Consider the following 20401-nt stretch of genomic DNA (forward strand, 5'->3'; position numbering starts at 1 on the left):
CGATATCAATCACTTACGTGATTTGCTGATGAACTCGGGGGTTCACGCTGAACCGGCCGGGGACGTATTCCAGCTCTTCGGTCACGTCCTCGCCGATCCGGCGCAGCGCCCGCCGCACTCAGCACAGGTCTCAGTGGCCGGCGAGAGCTCCAGGCGTCTCCGCCCGATTGGCCCTTTATGCCTGAAGAATTGCGTTTTCAGCCCCGCCGATGGTCAGAATCGATAGTCAGAACAGGTGCCTCAAGGGATTTCTCAAGATTCTTGATGCACCGATTTCCGTGCTCATGAAGACGGACCCAAATCCCCTTCATGACACACAAAACTGCAATTATGGCAACCATTCTCCGGCAGCGGGCGCAGGCGCTGAAGGCCAATCCGATCCCGCTCCTGACCAAGAGCGACATCAAGAAAAGATGGAAGCTCGAAAGCTTCCAGACGATCAAGCGGGTGCTCGAGAAACGCACGGTATTGTCTGTCAATCCGGACACCGGTGAAAGGCCACTGTTCAAGCTGACTGATATTCTCCGAGTCGAAGGCGTAGTCGACCCGGTCGGCGCCTGGACGATGGGGAGTGAAAAGGATCGGGAGCTTCTGAAGGCGCCGCTCCTGACGCCGGATGAGCACCGCGCCGGCACCAACAGGCTCGTGCCGCAACATCTCGAAACCGTCCGCCGACGTGCCCGAAGCGGCGCTCACGCTGGAATCAAGATCGGCAAGCAATGGCGGTTTCGACAATTGCCAAATGACGATCATGACGACTGCGCGGACACTTGAAATGACGAGGCAACCGCGATCTGTCAACCCGAGTGCGATTTTCGCAACAATGACGAAAACACCCTGTCGGGTTTTCGTTTCGAACCCCACGGGGTGGCTTCGTCAAAACCGCTTCCGCAACTGCGATTTGCGCACATTCGTCGTCATTTCGCACGTTGGAGCGGGGCTCCGCAGAGGGCGTCGAAGCCCCGCTCCAGCCTGCGCAATCAAGCTCTACCGGAACTGAAGAAAGGAGATCTGACCGATGCTCGATTCCACTTCCATCGCCATTCCCACCATGCTGCCTGATGCCAAGGCGCAATTCCAACGAGGCGACTTCGACGCGACCTGGGCCGATACGACCAGGCTGAAGATCCGCGGTTCCGTAAACAAGATCGCCAAGGTCTATCGCGCTGTCGCCGGGGTGACATCACCCCAACTAATCGCCTGCGATGTGACGAGTCACGACGCGCTCTTCGAGCCTTACCTCCGGAGCAAGAGCGTGCCGGAGAATTGCGGCTTCAAGGACTATACAAGTTTCTACACTTGGTACTCCAACAGCCGGCGCTTCATGGATGTCGCCAGCGGCAGCCGCGAGCGGAAGGAGGTTCTGAAGTCGCTCGAGGATGATTGGGCCAAACTCATCGATCATCTCTCCGGCCAATGCGGAACGCCGGCTTGGTTCGAGCAGTATGAAATGATCGCGATTAGCGTGCTTGCCGCGGAATGTCGCGAGCGCGGGATCGGACCTGGTCAGGTCACTGCTCCCCGGATCATGCGGTTCGTGCCTGAGGTCCGTGCCGGTGCCCGGAACGCCCTCCGGACCGGATGCCAGCTCCTCGACTCTCTCTGGGGTACCAACAAGGTGCCGTCGGCTCTGCTGCCGCCGGCGCCGATCGGAGACCTGCCGGCATTCATCGCGGCGGATCGGCGGCAGACACCGCCGGTGGCGGAGACCTTCGCGGCCCTTCGCGACGAATATGTCGCCATTCGTGTGAACGGCACCAAGGTGCTGCCGCTCGGCACCCAAAAGCGGACAATTTCCACTGAGGGGGTGGGACCGGATCGGGCAAAGTCGATCAAGCAGGCGATCGATTGGTACTGGAGCGGGCTCTGCGGGCTGGACTTGGTCGACGAGGCCGAAGCAATCGATCCCAGGGGGTACGCTGAGCCCTACATCCTGCATGACGTGGTCATGGCCTGCGCCGATGGCAAGCTCGGCGGGACCAGCAGCGTCGACACTCGGCGGGGCCGGACCCAGACCGTGCGCGAGTTCCTCGAATGGCTATCGCCCGGCTTCAAGACCGGATTGCCGGACGAGCTCTTCGACGCGGTGCAACTCTCCAGGGATCCGAACGACGAGGGCAGTGAGTTCGATGCATTCAAGCGGCAGACCTGTCTGTCGTTCGTCGATAGCATCGACCGACAACGCCGGTTCTTCCAGATGCCGAAGCACTTCTTCGATCTCGCTCAGCCGCTCATTGCTAATTTCGCCGACTTGCATTCCGAAGATCAGCGCTGCGAGATCAGCCGGGAGCAGCATCGCGCCCTCGATCTCGCGATCATGGCGGCCAACACCGCGATTGCGACGCGCTTCCCTCTCCGTCTTGCCACGCGTGCGGAACTGCTGTCGGGAGGGCCTCGGAAGCACATTCTGTTTCCAGAAGCGTCGAAGGACGTTGTCTTTAACATCCCCGGCCACATCGTGAAGAACGGTCACTTTGCCGACGGTGTTCCGATCGAGCCGAGCTGCACGGTAAATCCCAGGGCTATCCTGGAGTGGTACCTGGCTGAGGCGCACCCGCTGATCCTGGCACACAAGGTCCGCACCAAGGAGCGCCGGCAGCCGAACTTGCTCTTCTGCGGCCTTCATATCGAGACGCTTCGCCGGATCTGGCGCCGCCACACGGCGGAGGCCGGCTGTTATATCACGCCGCACATGTGCCGGCACGTCTTGGCAACACTGCTTTATGCCGATGGTGTTCCGCTCGACATCATCGCCGAACTGCTCGGTGACAAGGTCGGCACTGTGGCTAAGTCCTACGCCTTCGTGAACCGGGCGAAACTCATTCAAGGCGCCATGGAAGCCTTGGCACGGAAATTTAAGGGAATGGCGATCTGATGGAACCTCAGGAATACTTACCAGCCGCCTACGTTCCAGCCCTACTGGCTGTACTGAAAGATGCCGGTGACAAGCGCCGACAACGACGTGTAGTGAACGTCATTGAAAAATATGAAAAATTTTGCCGCACCAACGGAAGTGAGGTGCGGTTCACCGTCGATCTGCTCAGGCAATTTCAGGTGGCCCTTCGCGACAGTCTCAGTTCCAGTGCCGCAACGAGCCAGTTCCGCGTACTCTACAGGATCGGACTCCAGTCTGCGGACCTGGGTGTCCGTGACTGGCTCTTCGAGAACGCCCCGGACAGCCGGACCTACCAGGCTATCCTTGCGTCCCCTTGGTGGCCCGATCATATGCGTCTGCTCGCGCCAGAAGTAGTCGCGCTCCGAAAGTCGGATGGCCGCCTCATCCTTGCTGAGCTCGACAATTACCTGAGGTATCGGCAGAGGCACCCAAAATCTCGGGCGGGTGAGATCGTCAGTCAGCTCTTCCTGACGGATCAGCAAACCGCACTCCGGAAATACCTGCGGATCGGCAAGCTTGTCATCGGCCTCGAATTGCTCGATCCGCACACCCGAGAGTTGGCCGATCTTCGGTCAGAAATGCTGAGCCTGTATCGGCAAGCGTATCCGCCCAAGAGTCGAGAGACCCAAGCGCGACGTCTGCCCGTCGTTGAGGACCTGCTGGAGCGTTCCCGTACAAAAACGAAGAGGCCGTATTCCCCGTCGGTAAGGCAGGTTCATCGCGTTTTTCTCACCGCGTTGCATGATGTCCTGAGGGACCACGGGCGGGGCTTCGCGCTCGACCGAGCCGCGCTGGACATCTTCGTCGACCATGTCTTCGACAAGCACGATCGCCACCGAGTGAATGACGACACTGCGGATTCCTGGACAGCCCGAACCTGCCAAGGGGCGCTCACGTCCCTCTTGCCCTATGTCGAGGATGAGCAATTGCGCTCGGATCTGAAGGAGACGGCAAACCACTTCGGCGCTGAAGCAAAGCTCGAGATAAAGTCAAAGGAGCGAAAGCTCGCCGAAAAGCGAGTGACATTGGACGACTACTTCGCCCGAGCCGGGGAGCTGCTCCGGGAAGCGATGGAGGAAACCCGCGTCAACACACGAAGCTCAAGCTTCATCGTCGCTGGCCTAACGGCATTGCTTGTCTTCTACCCATTGCGGCGCGCGGACGTTCGGCTTTTCCGGGTTGGTATTGATGTTGCCCGGACCCCGACTGCGTGGCAGATCATTGCCGGCCATACCTTGAAGACTGGGGCGCCGGTGGAACCGGTTCAGCTCCCGTCCGAGGCCACTCCCTTTCTGGACGGAGCACTCCTGCAGGGCATCGATCAAGCCCATTTGTGGGAAATTTATCGGAACCGGATTGGCCTTCCTCTTTTTCCGTCCAGAAAATCGGAAGAACCATACAACGCATCGCGTCTGGGTACCCTTTTCAAGGAGAAGACGAACCTCAACTTCGGCCCGCATATCTTGCGCACCCTCTGGACCGATGAGTTGGTCGCGGATGGTGCGGATCGGCTGACCATCCAGGCAATGCTGCAGCAACGGTCTCTGATCTCCCAGAAGGAGTATGAGGTCTTCGCCGCTAAGATCCGTCGACGGAAGGCAGTCATGCACGTTGCGAACATGGCAAGGCGGGCCCTCGCTGCGGCGTAAAGGTCAATCTGCGCGAAAATGTTGTTGAACATTCGACCCTTGGAAGGGTCGAGCTCTCTATAGAGCGGTGTCGACGAAGCTGGCGCATCATTGCGCCCTTTCGCGAGAAGTTTGCCTTGCAGGACCGATGGCGGCGGAGAATGGCACGTCAGCCATTGGGCTTAGAAGCATTGCATGGGGCAGAAGAACCTCGGAATCTCCAAAGAATCTCGTAGGAACGTTGAACACGCTGTCGGAACGGCGTCCCAGTTTCTGCGCGATCCCGCCTGTGAGATCACGCAAAACCCCGGAGCGCCTTGGAGGAAACTCGGAAGACCTTTGACCCGCCACGATCGGCGGCACATCCGAGGGAAAAACTCATGCAGCAAGCCCAACTGACCATCTCGCCCCCCACAGCTCCGGGCGATCTCCAATGCGTCCGCGACTTCTTCGCCGAACAGGCTGAAGCCATAGGCAACGCGGCAGAACTTCTTGGCGGAAGTCCGTGGAGGAACCGCGTCAACCGGCTCAGCGCCGAGCTTGCCGAGACGCGGCGGCTGACCCGCCCGATCCGGACTGGCCTCGTGACGCTGCATCGCTTGCTCACCCTCCAATACGTCGACGATCCAGACAGTGACGAGGCGGTCTACTTCGCCGCGATCAACCCCGCCGATCCAATCGTCGAGGCGATTTGCCTACTCTCCGACCGGCTTCACGACGTCCTGAACGCGATCGCCCTGCCGGACATCCCCGCCCAGGGCCAACCAGATAATGCCGCCGCCCGCGCGGCGTAAGCGCTCCCCCGGCCGTTGGCCGGGGAATTGACCCGGACCGAGAGTGTCCGGCTTCCTTGGAGCAACACATGCAAGCCAAACACAACAAACTGAACCTTCCCAATGCGTTCAATTCGGCGAATACGCACCGGATCGTCCTGTATCAGCCGGATGTCGACGGTAGCGATTTCGAACGGATCGAAGATATCCTCGCTGACGGCCTCGGCGCGGTTCGCGAGGCTCTCGACCTCATGCGACACCTGCCTGCCGATCTGGTATCACCTCTCACCAGGGCGGAGCGCGTTCTGCGTGGCGCTTTCGACAAACGGCGGCTACTGTCTGCGGAATGTCGAGATGCCATTCGGCGCTGGCTCAGTGACGCCGTCAGATGCGGCGAAGACTACTCCCAGGACAATTGTCTCCAGGCCGTTAGGCAGCGGCTTGTCGCGGCATTCGATGCCTCGGACCGCGTGCTCGATTTGCTCGCAGCAGAGCGTGAAATTGGCTCACAGCGTGGATTAGGTCGGTAACCGCGGTGACACGAATTGTCCGAGCTGGGCCGGAACCCGGCTCGGACAGCACTTTCCAGGGGTTTCTTGATGAACCTGGTTCTTCTGCACTTCGAAGAAAGCAGTCGGGATGCATGGCCGATCGAAACAGATGCCCCATGGGTAGGTGGACCGGAGATTCACTCGGCATCGAAGCTCATTCGGCCCCAGCGGACATGCTTCGATCCGCTGGTTCATCGCCAAAGCGGATGCCCAGAGGCTCGTTGATGCTTGGCTTTTCGGGATCGAGTGCGAAGGTCACCGGAAAATTCGTGGGCACGGGCAGAACGCCCTCGCTTGAGCGAGGCGCTATTGAGATGCCGATGCTATCTCATGCGGAGAAATGAGCGTCGGACGAGACCCGCTCATCGTTGGCGGCCTGCAAGATGTCGTTCGAAGCCGGCCTCGTCGTCCAAGCAAGGGGAACGGAGCGATCTCGCTCTGCTGAAAGGTTCTCCATGGAGCCAAGAAAATTACCACCCGCTCGATGGTGGCCTCGGAAGTCACTGATTTAATTGATTTGAAGTAGATTCACGAATCCGGGGGCTGATGCCGCCACGCATCCAAATCCTCCCTGCGACCGGAAGGTCCATCTATCGGAATCGCAGGAGAGAAAGATGCGAAAGATCGAAAGGGAATACCGCAGGCTGTGCGCCGCCGAGGGTTTCAGGCTGTTGTCGGTCGAATCCCGTCGGGGCCACTACGCTCTGCATTTCGGTTGTGGTTACGTCATCGCGCCCGGCACGCCGTCTGACTGTCACTATCTCCTCGACGTGCGGGCACAGATGCGACGGCTTCATGCGGCTCCCCAGTCCGACGTGATGTCCTGCCGCCCCGGGCATCGCCGAATTAATGGTGTTCGTCGCTGACTCGGAGAAAATCATGATAGGATTGCCAATCTTTATCCTTCGCGAACCGGAAGTGCTGTTGATGTCCGCTGGGCGTCATTCGGAACCGGCACCAATCGGATGGAAATTCGCCATGTGCCCAGACGTAAGGAATGTGGCCCTCGAATGGCCTCACGTTCCCGCCGACTCCAAGTGACCGACGACAATGCCCGCAGCCAAACCGTCTCAAGCCTCTGTTGCCAATGTTGTCTCGGCCCTCAAGGAGAATGGGCTGCCGGTGGTGGCCGTTTATGTGAGCGCGGACGGTTCCTTCCGCGCAGAAGTTGGGGCGTACGCCGCAATAGCCGCGGAAATGGAACAAACACTTGACGAGGACGAACCGCCGGCCTGGGGAGATGTAGCGAATGATTTTTGAGCATGAATACATGGGGCTGTGCCAGGAAAAGACGCCCGGCGGCAAGCTGCGCTGGCGGGTTCGCGTCGAAGGCAACAAGGCCAAGAGGATCACGATTCCGGTCGGGCCGGAGCATGTCGACTTCACAGAGTACTACGAAGCGGCGCGGCGCGGCGAAAAGCTAAAGCTCGAGAAAAAGTCGACCGTGAAGCAATCACGCGGCACCCTCGATGAACTGCGTCAGTTCTATTGTGCCGCGATGAACAAGATGGTGACGAAGGGCAACATGTCCGAACTTACTCGGTCGGGACGTGAGCGCGGGCTCCGACAGGCCTGCGACGTCAAGAAGGGTCGCCATCGAATGGGTGAGCTAAAGGCGGACCTCCCGAAGGACGCGTTTGAGCACATCATCGACTCTTTCGGCTCAAAGACCGGTGCGGCTGAAACCTGCCTGAAAGCTCTGAAGGCAGCCTACAAATGGGGGGCCATAAAGGGATTTAGGGGTTTTGAGACCGTGTCGGCAATCCGCAGTCCCCATAAGGGACGCGGAGGTGCGACGCCTTGGGCCGAAGCTGACGAGCGCAAATTCCTCGACCGCCATGGGTCCGGCACGATGGCCCGGCGGTGGTTCTGGCTCGCCAAGAACATGGCTGGCAGGATCGGAGATACCCATTTGATCGGGCCCGATAACGTCCAGCTCGAGCACGGGCGTGCTCTTCTGGCATGGCAGCCCGGAAAGAAAGGTTCGAAGCCGGTTGCGGTGCCGGTGATGCAGGAGCTTGCGGATGAGCTTGCCCTGGGCTTTGTCCACCCTGAGGCCTTCCTTGTCACCGAATATGGAATTCCTTTCGCCTCTTCCGGCGGCCTCGACAACAAGATCCGTCAATGGGTCATCGATGCAGGTCTCTGTGTGGAGATCAGAGATCAGAATGGAAAGAACAGGAAGAAGGCGACCCGTTCGCAGCATGGCTTGAGGAAGCGCGTGGCCAAGGAGATCGCACACGCCGGCGGCACGGTCTACGAGATCATGGCGCGACTGTCGCATAGCGATGTGAAGTCATCGCTGCCCTATACCGCCGAAGTGGATCGTGAGGCTTTGGCGAAATCTGGCTTCGATCGGGTCTTGTCCGCCTCGTTCTCCGATGGTGGTGTCCCACGCACTAAAAATCGTGGGACACCCGTAGGCGTAGGGCCCAGTAAAACAACGATTTCTTGGAAGACTTGGCAGCCCGTAGGGGAGTCGAACCCCTCTTTCTAGGTTGAAAACCTAGCGTCCTAACCGATAGACGAACGGGCCGCGCTTGGCGTGGGCGGGGTTTATGAGAAGCCTTCGCCGCGCGCAAGAGGATTTTTTGCTTTTCCGTGCGCTTTCCTTTCGGCCCGTGGTTCAGGCGCGCGCGGCATCCTCCAGCCGCAGCTGAACCCGGGTCCGGCCGCCCCAATTGTTCAGTTCCAGCCGCCCGGCGAGGTGGAATCGGTCGGTCCCGGGCGAATCGAGGAGCGGGCCCAGAGGGCCGTCGTAGGCGCCGAAGGCGATGGCCTCCAGCTTCGGGCCCGTACCGTCGCCGAAGGAAAGGCGGAGGTGGCTTTCGCCGATGCGGCGGCTGGTGACCGCCTGGGCCGCGAAGGCGAAACGGGGGGCGGGGGCGCTTGCGCCGAAGGGGCCTGCGGCCTCGATCTGTTCGATCAGCCCGGGGGTCACGGCGGAGGGCATCAGGAGCCCTTCGAGTTTCAGCTCGCGCGGCCCGCCGGCGCCCGCGCCCTGGCGGGCGAGAAGCTCGGTCAGCCGGGCCATCGCGGGTTCCAGCTGCGCCTCGGCCACCGTCAGGCCTGCCGCCATCTTGTGGCCGCCGCCGCGCAGCAGCAGGCCTTCGGCCTCCAGTCGGTGAACCGCCGCGCCGAGGTCGACACCCGCGACGGAGCGGCCCGACCCCTTGCCCTCGCCATCGGCCAGGCCGATGACAACGGCAGGGCGGTTGGTCGCCTCCTTCAGGCGCGAGGCGACGATGCCCACGACGCCCGGATGCCAGCCCGCGCCCGCCGCCCAGACGAGGGGGGCGTCGAGGCCGCGCGCCTCGGCCTGGGCCAGGGCGGCGTCGCGGACCTGCATCTCGATCTCGCGCCGCTCGGTGTTGAGCTGGTCGAGCCGTTCCGCCAGCGCCGCGGCCTCGGCCGGATCGTCGGTGGAGAGGAGCCGCGCGCCGAGGTCGGCGCGGCCGACGCGGCCGCCGGCGTTCACGCGGGGGCCAAGGAGAAAGCCGAGCGCATAGGGCGTGGGCGCCTCGCGCATGCGGGAGACATCGGCGAGCGCCCTGAGGCCGGGCCGCTCCCGCCGCGCCATAATGTCGAGCCCGCGGCGCACCAGCGCGCGATTCACCCCGATCAGCGGCGCCACATCGGCGACGGTGGCGAGCGCGACGAGATCGAGCATCGCCATCAGGTCCGGCCCCGTCGCGCCTTCGGCCCGCATCAGCCGGTTCACCTCGACCAGCATCAGGAAAACGACGGAGGCCGCGCAGAGGTGGCCGAGCGCGCCGCTTTCGTCCTGCCGGTTGGGGTTCACCACGGCCAGCGCGGGGGGCAGGGTCTCGCCACCAAGGTGATGGTCCAGCACGATGACATCGGCGCCCCGGGCCGCCGCGATCGGTTCGTGGCTGAGCGTGCCGCAGTCGACGCAGACGATCAGGTCATGCCCCTGGGCAAGCCCCTGCATGGCCGGGACGTTGGGGCCGTAGCCCTCGTCGATCCGGTCGGGGATGTAGAGCGTCGCGTCGCCGCCCATGGCGCGCAGCCAGCATAGCAGCAGCGCCGCGGAGGAGCCGCCATCGACGTCGTAATCGGCGAAGACGGCGATGCGCTCGCGCGCCTTCACCGCCTTCAGAAAGCGTCCCGCCGCCGTGCCCATATCGCGCAGGCTGAGCGGATCGGGCAGCAGGTCGCGCAGTGTGGGCTCGAGGAACTGCGCCGCCTCTTCCGGCACCACGCCGCGGCGGACCAGCGTGCGGCAGAGGGCGGCGGGCAGGCGGGTCGCCTGTTCCATCGCTTCGGCCTGGCGGTCCTCCTCCGCCGTAGGGCCGACCCAGCGGCGTCCGGTGGCGGAGGCCTCGACGTCGAGAAAGGCCCTCATGCGGCGCACCGGGCGGAAGGGGCGGGCGCCTCCGGCGGGAGTATTTTAGCCAAGAAAAAGACCTGGGTCTTTCCTTGGTTCAAATACTCACCTCCTGGCCCCGCCACCTGCGCGATCCTCAGGAGGGTTTCACCGGGTTGCGGTAGATCATCCGCCGCACCGATCCGGTCTTGGAGCGCATGAGGATGGTCTCCGTCGTCAGGAAGCCGACCTCGCGCTTGATGCCGCGGACGATGGAGCCGTCGGTGACGCCGGTGGCGGCGAAGATCACGTCCGCGGTCACCAGCTCGTCCCGGCTGTAGATGCGGTCGAGGTCGGTGATGCCGGCGCGGCGGGCGCGGGCGCGCTCGTCGTCGTTGCGGAAGAGGAGCTTGCCGTAGATCTGCCCGCCCATGCATTTCAGCGCCGAGGCGGCCAGCACCCCTTCCGGCGCGCCGCCGGAGCCCATGTACATGTCGATGCCCGTGATAGCGGCCTCGGCGCAATGGATGACGCCTGCCACGTCGCCATCCGTGATCAGCCGGATCGAGGCGCCGGTGGCGCGGACCTCGGCGATCATCTCCTCGTGCCGGGGGCGTTCGAGGATGCAGACGGTGATATCGGCCGGGGTGCAGCCTTTGGCGCGGGCCAGCGCCGAGATCCGTTCGGTCGGAGACATGTCCAGCGTAACCACGTCGGGTTCGTAGCCAGGGCCGATGGCGAGCTTTTCCATGTAGACGTCGGGAGCGTGCAGCAGCGTGCCGCGCGGGGCCATGGCGATGACCGTCAGCGCGTTCGGCATGTCCTTGGCGGTCAGCGTCGTGCCCTCGAGCGGGTCGAGCGCGATGTCCACCGCGGGGCCCGAGCCGTTGCCGACCTTCTCGCCGATGAAGAGCATCGGAGCCTCGTCCCGCTCGCCCTCGCCGATGACGACGACGCCGTCGATATCCAGCAGATTCAACTGGTTGCGCATTGCATTCACGGCGGCCTGGTCGGCAGCCTTCTCGTCGCCGCGGCCGATCAGGCGGGCGGAGGCGAGCGCCGCCGCCTCGGAGACGCGGGCGAGGCCCAGGGAGAGCATCCGGTCATGGAACTCGACAGCATCGGCCATGGCATTTCCTTCGCGATTTTGCGTGCCGGCCTACCTAGCCCGAGACCACGCGGTCGGACAAGGCGCGGTTGCGCTAACAGCGGCGGAACGGGGCGGGTTCAGCCGCGGGCGGCCTTTTCGGCGATGCCCGAAGTGCCTTCACGGCGGGCGAGTTCTGCCTCGACATCGGCCAGGGTCACGTCGCGGGCGGCGAGCATGACGAGGAGGTGGTAGAGCACGTCGGCGGCCTCGGCGGTCAGCCGCGCGCGGTCGCCCTTGACCGCCTCGATGATCGCCTCCACGGCCTCCTCACCGAATTTTTCCGCGCATTTCTCGGGGCCTAGCGATAGGAGCTTGGCCGTCCACGAGCTGTCGGGCGCAGCCGATTTGCGGGCGGCGATGGTGGCGGCGAGGCGGTCGAGCTGGGTCATTGGAGCCTCATGGGAAGGCCGGCGGCGGCCATGTGGGCCTTGGCTTCGGCGATCGTATAGGTGCCGAAGTGGAAGATCGAGGCGGCGAGGACGGCCGAGGCGCCGCCGAGGGTGACGCCTTCGACGAGGTGATCGAGGGTGCCGACGCCGCCGGAGGCGATGACCGGAATGGGCACCGCATCGACCACGGCGCGGGTCAGGGGCAGGTTGAATCCGGCCTTGGTGCCGTCGCGGTCCATCGAGGTCAGCAGGATTTCCCCCGCCCCTTTGGCGGCCATTTTCACTGCAAATTCAACGGCATCTATACCGGTCGGGCGGCGGCCGCCGTGGGTGAAGATCTCCCATTTTCCGGGGGATACGGTCTTGGCGTCGATGGCGACGACGATGCATTGGGAGCCGAAACGGTCGGCGGCCTCTGCCACCACGTCGGGGTTTGCCACGGCGGCAGAGTTGAAGCTGACCTTGTCGGCGCCGGCGAGGAGCAGGGCGCGCACGTCCTCGGGCGTCCGGACCCCGCCGCCGACGGTCAGCGGCATGAAGACCTGCTCTGCCGTGCGGGTCACGAGATCGAACATTGTGCCGCGATTCTCGTGGGTTGCGTGGATGTCGAGGAAGCAGAGCTCGTCGGCGCCGGCGGCGTCATAGGCGCGGGCGGCCTCGACCGGGTCGCCGGCGTCGCGGAGGTCGACGAAGTTCACGCCCTTGACCACGCGGCCGTCGGCGACATCGAGGCAGGGGATCAGGCGGGTCTTCAGCATGGGGCGCGGCTCCTTGCGGGGGAGATAGCGGATGCCGGGGCGCGGGAAAAGGGGGATGCCGATCGCGCACCGATTTGGCACCGCTTTCACACCGTAAAGCACCGTATTTCGGCGCGGTGGGGTTGCCGGGCGTTAACCGGCGGCCGGAGTGGCGGGGAAGGGCGCGAAGGTGCGCAATGAATGCGCACCCTACGGCGTCAGGCCTTGAGCGCCGCCAGCGCCTCGGCCAGATCGATGGCGCCGTCGTAGAGGGCGCGGCCGGAGATCGCGCCGGCGATGGTGCCGGTGTCGCGCAGCGCCTTCAGATCGGCGAGGGAGGAGACGCCGCCGGAGGCGATCACCGGGATGCGGACGGCGCGGGCCAGGGCCTCGGTCGCGCCCGTGTTGGGGCCGGCCATCGCGCCGTCGCGGTCGATGTCGGTGTAGATGATCGCCGCCACGCCCGCGTCCTCGAATTGGCGGGCGAGGTCGGTGGCCTCGATGTCGGTCTCCGTCGCCCAGCCCTTGGTGGCGACGCGGCCCTTTCGGGCGTCGATGCCGACGGCGATCTGGCCGGGGAAGGCCTTTGCCGCCTTCCGCACCAGGTCCGGGTTCTCTACCGCGACGGTGCCGAGGATGACGCGGGCGAGGCCCTTCGAAAGCCAGCCCTCGATCGTCGCCATGTCACGGATGCCGCCGCCGAGCTGGGCGGGGATGGAGATGGCGGCGAGGATCGCCTCCACCGCCGCGGCATTCACCGGCTGGCCGGCGAAGGCGCCGTTGAGATCGACGAGGTGTATCCATTCCGCGCCGGCGTCCTGGAAGGCCCTGGCCTGGGCGGCGGGGTCGGTGCCGAAGACGGTCGCCTTCTCCATGTCGCCGCGCAGCAGGCGGACGCAGGCGCCGTCCTTCAGGTCGATGGCGGGATAGAGGATCATCGGCGGGCTCCTGCGGTTGACGGGGCCTCTTGGCACAGATTGCCGGCGATGCAAAGCCGGCGCGCAGGACCCGACGTCAGGCTTGCGCGGGCGGCGCCGGGCGGGCGAGGATGACCCGTTCGCTTCAGGGGAGACCGGGGATGAAGAGGCTTCTGATCGTGGCGCTGGCGCTGGCCATCGCGGCTCCGGCTTTCGCCGCCGATCCGGTCGTGGGGATCTGGAAGTCGAAGCCCGACGACAACGGAAATTTCGGCTATATCCGCGTGGCCCCCTGCGGCGCGCGGATCTGCGGCGTGCTCATCAAGTCCTTCGACAAGGCGGGCAAGCCGATGGCCTCGCCCAATATCGGCAGGAAGATCGTCTGGGACATGAAGGCCGAGGGCGGGGGCGCCTATGGCGCGGGCAAGATCTGGGCGCCGGACCGGAACCAGACCTATGCCTCCAAGATGGAGCTGAAGGGCGACGTGCTGACGGTGAAGGGCTGCGCGCTTTTCGGGCTGGTCTGCCGCGGGCAGGACTGGACCCGGGTGAAGTAGTGCCCCGGACCCGGCGCAGGGCCGGATCCGGAGAGGTCGTGCGTCGGCCCTAGCGCCAGCCGAGGGCGGGGGCAACGTGGGTCAGGATGCTCTCGATCACATGCAGGTTGTACTCGACGCCGAGCATGTTCGGGACGGTCAGCAGCAGCGTGTCGGCCTCGGCGATGGCCTCGTCGCCCCTCAGATCCTCGATCAGCCGGTCGGGTTCGGCGGCATAGCCGCGCCCGAAGATGGCGCGGGTCTGCGCGTCGATCATGCCGATCTGGTCGCCTTCCTTGCCGCGGCCGAAATACATCCGGTCGGTGTCGTTCATCAGCGCGAAGATCGAGCGGCTGACGGAGACGCGCGGGGTGCGGCTGTGGCCGACTGTCGCCCAGGCCTCGCGGTAGGCGCGGATCTGCTTGGCTTGCTGGATGTGGAACGGCTCTCCGGTCTCGTCGTCCTTCAGGGTCGAGCTTTGCAGGTTCATCCCCATTTCCGCCGCCCAGACGGCGGTGGCGTTGGAGCCGGCGCCCCACCAGATGCGCTCGCGCAGGCCCTCTGAATAGGGCTCCAGCCGCAAAAGGCCGGGCGGGTTGGGGAACATCGGGCGCGGGTTCGGCTGGGCGAAGCCCTTGCCCTCGATCCTTTCGAGGAAGGTCATGGCGTGGCGGCGGGCCATGTCGGCGGGGCTTTCGCCCTCGGCAGGTTCGTAGCCGAAGTGCTTCCAGCCGTCGATCACCTGCTCTGGCGAGCCGCGGCTGATGCCGAGCTGCAGGCGGCCGCCGGAGATGACATCGGCCGCGCCCGCGTCCTCTACCATGTAATGCGGGTTCTCGTAGCGCATGTCGATGACGCCGGTGCCGATCTCGATGGTCGAGGTGCGGGCGCCGACGGCGGCGAGGAGGGGAAAGGGCGAGGCGAGCTGGCGGGCGAAGTGGTGGACGCGGAAGTAGGCGCCGTCGAGGCCCAGCTTCTCGGCGCCGACCGCGAGCTCGATCGATTGCAGGAGGACATCGGAGGCCGTGCGGACCTGCGAGCCGCGCTCGGGCGACCAGTGGCCGAAGGAGAGAAAGCCGATCTTCTTCATGGGAGGCTCCGCTTGAAAGGGGGCGGGGGCCGCGGGGTGCGGCCGGTGACCCGTTGGGGTTCATCTATGGTCCCGGGCGGCAGGCCCGCAAGGCGGGGGCGCTGTTTGCCGGGGCACAGGGGGGCTGCGCTGATGCGCCGGACGCGCGGTCAGGGCGCCCAGGTCAGGAAGTTGGCGATCAGGCGCAGGCCCGTCGCCTGGCTCTTTTCCGGGTGGAACTGGGTGCCCACGATATTACCCTTGCCGACGATGGCGGTGATCGGGCCGGCGTAGTCGCAATGGGCCAGCCGGTCGGCCGGGTCGGCCACCTGGAAGTGGTAGGAATGGACGAAATAGGCGTGATCGCCGGTTTCGATCCCGGCCAGCAGCGGGTGCGGGCGGTCAAGGACGAGGTCGTTCCAGCCCATGTGCGGGACCTTGAGCGCCGGGTCGGCGGGGGTGATCTTCACGACCTCTCCCGCGATCCAGCCGAAGCCGGGGGTTTCCTGGTATTCGAGCCCGCGCGTCGCCAGCATCTGCATGCCGATGCAGATCCCGAGGAAGGGGCGGGCCTTCGCCGTCACCGCCTCCGTGATCGCCTCGGCCAGGCCCGGGACGGCGTGGAGGGCGCGGGCGCAGGCCGGAAAGGCGCCGTCGCCCGGCAGCACGATGCGGTCGGCGCGGGCGATGTCCTCGGGCCGGCCGGAGACGAGGACGGTGCCGGCCCCTGTTTCCGCCGCCATGCGCTGGAACGCCTTTTCAGCGGAATGCAAGTTGCCGGCCTCGTAATCGACGAGAACGGTGAGAGAGTCCTTGGTCATCGCGCAGCTGGCTCCGAAAACCTGGGTTTCACCTTTCGGTGGTGCGATCAGAGCGCGCCCTTGGTGGAGGGGATCGCGTCGGCCTTGCGGGGGTCGGTTTCCACCGCTTCGCGCAGCGCGCGGGCGACGGCCTTGAAGGCGGCCTCGGCGATGTGGTGGGCGTTGAGGCCGTGCAGCGCGTCGATGTGAAGCGTGATGCCACCGTGGGTGGCGAGCGCCTGGAAGAACTCGCGCACCAGCTCGGTGTCGAAGGTGCCGATCTTGTCGGCGGGGAAGTCGACGTTCCAGACGAGATAGGGCCGCGCGGAGAGATCCAGCGCCGCACGCACCAGCGTGTCGTCCATCGGCAGCAGGCAGGCGCCGTAGCGGCGGATGCCGCGCTTGTCGCCGAGCGCCCGGGTCAGGGCCTGGCCGATGGTGATGCCCACGTCCTCGACCGTGTGGTGATCGTCGATATGCAGGTCGCCCTTGGCGCGGACCGTCATGTCGATCAGCGAATGGCGGGCGAGCTGGTCCAGCATGTGGTCGAAGAAGCCGACGCCGGTGGCCATGTCGTAGCGGCCGGTGCCGTCGAGATCGAGGCTGACCGTGATCTCGGTTTCCGCCGTCTTGCGGCTGATCTCCGCCTTGCGCATGGGCGTCTCCTTCGGTTCGGCGGGGTTATAGGGGCGGGGCGGCGGCGGGGGAAGAGGAAAGCGGGCAGGTCCGGCGGAAGGCGCGCGGGGTGTGGCGGTGCTGCGGGCGGCGGCGGCACCGGTGGGCGGATCAGTGCCCGGGCAGGTGCGGCGGGCTGCGCGCCGGGGCGGGCGAGGCGGGGGCGGCCGATCTTCCGGGGGTTGCACATAAATGCAGCAGTTCGCGTCCCGATCGGCTGGAATTGGCCGATTAATTTCAATCTCTTGGATGTGACTTTAACGCTGTAAGAGTGTGTGTGAAGGAAACAGTTCAGTACAGGCCTCCGACAGGCCCCGCGAGAGCCGGGATTTGCCCGGGCCCGGGGCACCGATTCAACAGAAGAAAAGACCTGGGAACAGGTGTTTCCGGGGCGGCTTTTCGGCCGCTGTACCTGCGGGCGTTGCGTTTTTCGGTAGAAACTGAGTTCTTTGATATGACGACAGCCAACCAGATGTTTCTTCAGGCGCGCACATTCGAGCGCAAGGGCCAGATCGAAAGTGCCCGCGCGCTTTACCAGTCCATCCTGCAGAGTTTTCCGGCCAATACCCGTGCCCGCCGCTCGCTGGCTGATCTCGACCGGCGCCATCCCGACCGCGGGGAGGAGCCGGCGCAGGAGGAGATCAACGCGCTCGTCCTGCTGGTGAACCGGGGGGCGCCCGCCGCGGCGGCGGCGCAGGCGGAGCAGCTGCTGGAGGGGTATCCCCGATCGCTGGCGCTGTGGAACCTCCTCGGGCTTGCGCGCGCCTCCGCGGGCGCCACTGGTGCGGCGGAGGAGGCGTTCCGCCGCGCGCTGGATCTGGCGCCGGGGATGGCGGACATCCATTCCAACCTCGGCAACGCGTTGCAGCAGCAGGGCCGGATCGATGACGCGATCGAGAGCTTCCGCCGCGCGCTGCAGCTGCGCCCCGACTATCCCGAGGCGCAGAACAACCTCGGCAACGCGCTGCGCGACAAGGGGGCGACCGGCGATGCCATCGCCTGCTACCGCCGCGCCATTGCGCTGCGGGGCGATTACGTCGAGGCGCAGGTGAACCTGGGCGCGGCGCTGCGCCAGCGCGGGGATCTGGACGAGGCGATCGAGGCCTATCGCCGCGCGCTGGAGATCCGGCCGAATTTCGCGCTGGCCGAGACCGGGCTTGGCACCGCGCTGAAGGAGCGTGGCCAGTACGAGGAGGCGGTGGAGGCGCATCGCCTGGCGCTGAAGCATCAGCCCGATCACGTTGCGGCGCTGAAGGAGCTGGGCGTCGCGCTTGACGGGCTGGGGCGGTTCGAGGAGGCGGCGGCGGTCTACCGCCGGGTGCTGGCGGTCGCGCCGGGGGAGGCCGAAGCCTACCGGCGGCTTGGCGCGCTGGTGAAGTTCGCGCCCGGCGCGCCGGAGATCGCGGCGATGGAGCGGATCCATGACGGGGCGCCGGAGCAGTCGGAGACGCGCGGCCATATATGCTTCGCGCTGGCCAAGGCGCAGGAGGATATGGGCGATCTGGCGCAGTGCTTCGCCTATCTCTCGGAAGGCAATGCGGTGCGCAAGGCGCAGCTTGGCTACGACGGCGCGCGGGACCGGGCGATCTTTGCCGCGATCCGCGCCAGCGCCGACCGGATCGACGGGGCGAAGGTGGATTTCGCCGCCGATCCCGCGCCGGTGGTGCCGGTCTTCGTGCTGGGCATGCCGCGTTCCGGGACGACGCTGGTGGAGCAGGTGATCTCCAGCCATTCGGGGGTCCACGGGGCGGGAGAGCTGCCCTATGCCACCCGCTACGGCGAGGGGCTGGCGACCGGGCGGACCGCGATCACCGCCGGGGGGATCGCGCGGTTCCGGGCGCAATACCTTGACCAGCTCGCCCGCCGCTCGGGCGGGGCGGGGTTCGTGACCGACAAGATGCCGGACAATTTCCGTTTCATCGGGCTGATCGCGAAGGCGCTGCCGGAGGCTCGGATCGTCCATGTGGCGCGCGACGCGCGGGCGGTCTGCTGGTCGAACTTCCGGCAGTATTTCGCCGGGGCGGGGCTGGGGTTCAGCTACGACCTGGGCGATGCGGTGGCCTATTACCGGCTCTACGAGGGGTTGATGGCGTTCTGGGAAGCGCGGCTGGGCGACCGGGTCTACCGGCTGAGCTACGAGGCGCTGACCGAGAACCAGGAGAAGGAGACGCGCAGGCTGATCGCGCATCTCGGGCTGGATTGGCAGGAGGCCTGCCTGCATCCGCAGAAGAACGCGCGGGGGGTGGCGACAGCCTCGCGCCGGCAGATCCGCGAGAAGCTATATCGCGGCAGCTCGGCGGAATGGCGGCGGTTCGAGCCGTTCCTCGGCGGCGCCTTCGCCGCGCTCGGAAGCTGAGGCCCGGGGGGGCACGGCGGCCCCTGCGGCGCGGGCCCTGCGCGGAGGTGTTCTTCCGGAGCGGAATGCCCCCGGGAACTGGCGTCCCGGATACGACGAGGCCCGCACCGAGGTGCGGGCCTTTTCGTGACCGATTATTGGAGCGGGCGATGAGATTCGAACTCACGACCCTAACCTTGGCAAGGTTATGCTCTACCCCTGAGCTACGCCCGCGTCCTTCGGTGAGCGGTGATTTATCGGCTCTGCTCGGAGGCTGCAAGAGCAAAAATCAGCCTTTTTTGCGCTTCTGCCGGATCAGGTTCAAAGCCTCCACGCCGCCGGCGAAAATCATCGCCGCGTAGATGAAACCGCGGTCGATATGATAGTGCAGCCCGTCCGCGGCAAGCGCCATGCCGACCATGACGAGGAAGGCCAGTGCGAGCATTTTCGTCGACGGATGGGCCTCGATGAAATCGGCGATCGGTTCGGAGGCGAGCATCATCAGGACGATGGCGACGGTGACCGCGGCCACCATCACCTCCAGGTGATCGGCGATGCCGACGGCGGTGATCACGCTGTCGAGCGAGAAGATCAGGTCGAGCACCATGATCTGAAGGATCGTGCCCCAGAAGCCGGCGCCGGCCTTCGCATGGGGTTCGGGGGCGGTGCCCTCCACCTCGGCGAAGATCTCGGTCGAGGCCTTCCAGATCAGGAAGAGGCCGCCGGCGACGAGGATAAGGTCGCGCCAGGTGAGGTCGAAATGCGCCACCGTCACCAGGGGGCGGGTGAGCGTCATGATCCAGGTGATCGAGAACAGCAGCGCCACGCGCAGGATCAGCGCGCCGACCAGGCCGAGGAAGCGCGCGCGGGCGCGGCGGTCGGCGGGCAGCTTGGACGCGGCGATGGAGATGAAGATCACGTTGTCGATGCCGAGGACGACCTCGAGCACGGTCAGCGTGAGGAAGGAGAGCCAGACCGAGGGGTCGGCGAGCAGGTCGAGCATGGGCGGTCTCCTCGGGGCCGGGAGGTCAAGATGTGCTCAGTCGGGGCGGGCGGGGCAAGGGGGTGGGACGAATTGGCCGGGATTTGGGGGGAAGGGTTTGCGTGGCGAGGAGGGGCAGGGACCGTCCGCGGGTGGGCGCTGGCGGCGGCCGGGGTCTGTCCGTTTATGGTTTCATCAGCCTCTTCGGTTTGCCGGGGCGGAACCTCACCAATAGCGCCCGCCCTTGGGGGCGGACGGGCGCTGGCCCGGCGGTGCTGCGCACCGCCGTTTCGGGCCGGGAGTGGTGGGGGCGTTGCGAATCTTGCCTGGGGGATCGCCTCTGGGGCCGTCGCGGTGAGTCTTTGGGCCAAGGAGAAGCAGCGGAGGGCGGGCGGTGCAGAGCGCCATGGCCTGATCCTCCAGCCTCGAGAGGCGGCTTAGCATCAGCGTGACCTCGCGGTTGTCGGGACGGGCGGTTGCGGGCCAGAACTTCACCGATGCGCCAAGCGCCGTGTGCAGCGTGCCGAGCTGCAGTACCACATGCTCCAGCAGGAAGGCTTCGAGCGTCTGCCGGCCCGCCGGCATCGACATCCCCCGGCACCCGGACCGGGCGCAGGGAGGCGCGCCGGGAGGGGC

The 20401-nt window shown here is 65.4% G+C and carries 21 protein-coding genes and 2 tRNA genes; 11 read left to right on the forward strand and 12 right to left on the reverse strand.

Annotated features, from left to right (window positions below):
* The 9 genes from EIP85_RS23050 to EIP85_RS16895 all read left to right on the forward strand — a co-directional run.
* Window positions 1-226, forward strand: a 226-nt coding sequence (locus EIP85_RS23050) for a hypothetical protein (RefSeq protein WP_206615564.1), incomplete at its 5' end; no start/stop codon positions are given.
* Between the two features lie 104 nt (window positions 227-330).
* Window positions 331-774, forward strand: a complete 444-nt coding sequence (locus EIP85_RS16860) for a hypothetical protein (protein WP_127903389.1) — start codon at window positions 331-333, stop codon at window positions 772-774.
* 244 nt (window positions 775-1018) lie between these two features.
* Window positions 1019-2875, forward strand: a complete 1857-nt coding sequence (locus EIP85_RS16865; protein WP_127903390.1) for a site-specific integrase — start codon at window positions 1019-1021, stop codon at window positions 2873-2875.
* The gene (locus tag EIP85_RS16870; protein WP_127903391.1) at window positions 2875-4545 is read left to right on the forward strand and encodes a hypothetical protein; all 1671 of its coding nucleotides are present in this window, start codon (window positions 2875-2877) and stop codon (window positions 4543-4545) included. The genes EIP85_RS16865 and EIP85_RS16870 overlap by 1 nt, the downstream gene beginning before the upstream one ends.
* A 359-nt stretch (window positions 4546-4904) precedes the next feature.
* A complete protein-coding gene (locus EIP85_RS16875) occupies window positions 4905-5318 on the forward strand; it encodes a hypothetical protein (RefSeq protein WP_127903392.1) in 414 nt (137 codons plus the stop codon).
* 68 nt (window positions 5319-5386) lie between these two features.
* On the forward strand, window positions 5387-5827 hold the full coding sequence (locus EIP85_RS16880; RefSeq protein WP_127903393.1) for a hypothetical protein: 441 nt from the start codon (window positions 5387-5389) through the stop codon (window positions 5825-5827).
* Between the two features lie 635 nt (window positions 5828-6462).
* Complete coding sequence (locus tag EIP85_RS16885; RefSeq protein ID WP_127903394.1) at window positions 6463-6714, forward strand: hypothetical protein; 252 nt, start codon at window positions 6463-6465, stop codon at window positions 6712-6714.
* Between the two features lie 184 nt (window positions 6715-6898).
* Window positions 6899-7108 (forward strand): hypothetical protein, encoded by a 210-nt coding sequence (locus EIP85_RS16890; protein WP_127903395.1) that lies wholly within the window; start codon window positions 6899-6901, stop codon window positions 7106-7108.
* Complete coding sequence (locus tag EIP85_RS16895) at window positions 7098-8345, forward strand: hypothetical protein (protein WP_127903396.1); 1248 nt, start codon at window positions 7098-7100, stop codon at window positions 8343-8345. The genes EIP85_RS16890 and EIP85_RS16895 overlap by 11 nt, the downstream gene beginning before the upstream one ends.
* On the opposite strand, the gene EIP85_RS16900 is transcribed toward EIP85_RS16895, so the two are convergent.
* The 6 genes from EIP85_RS16900 to hisA all read right to left on the reverse strand — a co-directional run bounded on the left by EIP85_RS16900 (window position 8310) and on the right by hisA (window position 13389).
* Window positions 8310-8384, reverse strand: a tRNA-Glu gene (locus EIP85_RS16900). The two genes, EIP85_RS16895 and EIP85_RS16900, sit on opposite strands and share 36 nt — an antisense overlap.
* 90 nt (window positions 8385-8474) lie before the next feature.
* On the reverse strand, window positions 8475-10214 hold the full coding sequence (gene recJ / locus EIP85_RS16905) for a single-stranded-DNA-specific exonuclease RecJ (RefSeq protein WP_127903397.1): 1740 nt from the start codon (window positions 10212-10214) through the stop codon (window positions 8475-8477).
* Between the two features lie 118 nt (window positions 10215-10332).
* The gene (glpX, locus tag EIP85_RS16910) at window positions 10333-11304 is read right to left on the reverse strand and encodes a class II fructose-bisphosphatase (protein ID WP_127903398.1); all 972 of its coding nucleotides are present in this window, start codon (window positions 11302-11304) and stop codon (window positions 10333-10335) included.
* Window positions 11305-11402: 98 nt separating this feature from the next.
* Complete coding sequence (locus EIP85_RS16915) at window positions 11403-11714, reverse strand: phosphoribosyl-ATP diphosphatase (protein WP_127903399.1); 312 nt, start codon at window positions 11712-11714, stop codon at window positions 11403-11405.
* Complete coding sequence (gene hisF, locus EIP85_RS16920; RefSeq protein WP_127903400.1) at window positions 11711-12472, reverse strand: imidazole glycerol phosphate synthase subunit HisF; 762 nt, start codon at window positions 12470-12472, stop codon at window positions 11711-11713. The genes EIP85_RS16915 and hisF overlap by 4 nt, the downstream gene beginning before the upstream one ends.
* A 197-nt stretch (window positions 12473-12669) precedes the next feature.
* Window positions 12670-13389, reverse strand: coding sequence for a 1-(5-phosphoribosyl)-5-[(5-phosphoribosylamino)methylideneamino]imidazole-4-carboxamide isomerase (hisA, locus tag EIP85_RS16925; protein ID WP_127903401.1), 720 nt, complete (start codon window positions 13387-13389; stop codon window positions 12670-12672).
* A gap of 140 nt (window positions 13390-13529) precedes the next feature.
* On the opposite strand from hisA, the gene EIP85_RS16930 reads away from it, so the two are divergent.
* Complete coding sequence (locus EIP85_RS16930; RefSeq protein WP_127903402.1) at window positions 13530-13925, forward strand: DUF2147 domain-containing protein; 396 nt, start codon at window positions 13530-13532, stop codon at window positions 13923-13925.
* A gap of 49 nt (window positions 13926-13974) precedes the next feature.
* Here the strand turns inward: EIP85_RS16930 and EIP85_RS16935 are convergent, their stop codons facing one another.
* From EIP85_RS16935 to hisB, 3 genes are all read right to left on the reverse strand, one after another.
* Entirely contained in the window at window positions 13975-14994 is a 1020-nt protein-coding gene (locus EIP85_RS16935; RefSeq protein WP_127903403.1) for an LLM class flavin-dependent oxidoreductase, read from the reverse strand.
* A 149-nt stretch (window positions 14995-15143) separates the two neighbouring features.
* Window positions 15144-15794, reverse strand: a complete 651-nt coding sequence (gene hisH, locus EIP85_RS16940; RefSeq protein ID WP_127903404.1) for an imidazole glycerol phosphate synthase subunit HisH — start codon at window positions 15792-15794, stop codon at window positions 15144-15146.
* Window positions 15795-15841: 47 nt separating this feature from the next.
* A complete protein-coding gene (gene hisB / locus EIP85_RS16945) occupies window positions 15842-16429 on the reverse strand; it encodes an imidazoleglycerol-phosphate dehydratase HisB (RefSeq protein WP_127903405.1) in 588 nt (195 codons plus the stop codon).
* A gap of 473 nt (window positions 16430-16902) precedes the next feature.
* Here hisB and EIP85_RS16950 point away from each other — a divergent pair, with 473 nt between their 5' ends.
* On the forward strand, window positions 16903-18804 hold the full coding sequence (locus EIP85_RS16950) for a tetratricopeptide repeat-containing sulfotransferase family protein (protein ID WP_127903406.1): 1902 nt from the start codon (window positions 16903-16905) through the stop codon (window positions 18802-18804).
* Window positions 18805-18942: 138 nt separating this feature from the next.
* On the opposite strand, the gene EIP85_RS16955 is transcribed toward EIP85_RS16950, so the two are convergent.
* The 3 genes from EIP85_RS16955 to EIP85_RS16965 all read right to left on the reverse strand — a co-directional run bounded on the left by EIP85_RS16955 (window position 18943) and on the right by EIP85_RS16965 (window position 20356).
* Window positions 18943-19017 (reverse strand) — tRNA-Gly (locus tag EIP85_RS16955).
* 55 nt (window positions 19018-19072) lie between these two features.
* Window positions 19073-19786 carry a TerC family protein gene (locus EIP85_RS16960; RefSeq protein ID WP_127903407.1) on the reverse strand — a complete coding sequence of 238 codons (714 nt, stop codon included), beginning with the start codon at window positions 19784-19786 and terminating at the stop codon, window positions 19073-19075.
* 204 nt (window positions 19787-19990) lie between these two features.
* Window positions 19991-20356, reverse strand: coding sequence for a hypothetical protein (locus EIP85_RS16965; protein ID WP_127903408.1), 366 nt, complete (start codon window positions 20354-20356; stop codon window positions 19991-19993).
* Between the last annotated feature and the right edge of the window lie 45 nt (window positions 20357-20401).

It is taken from the genome of Solirhodobacter olei (assembly GCF_004010155.1).
Lineage (GTDB): Bacteria > Pseudomonadota > Alphaproteobacteria > Rhodobacterales > Rhodobacteraceae > Solirhodobacter > Solirhodobacter olei.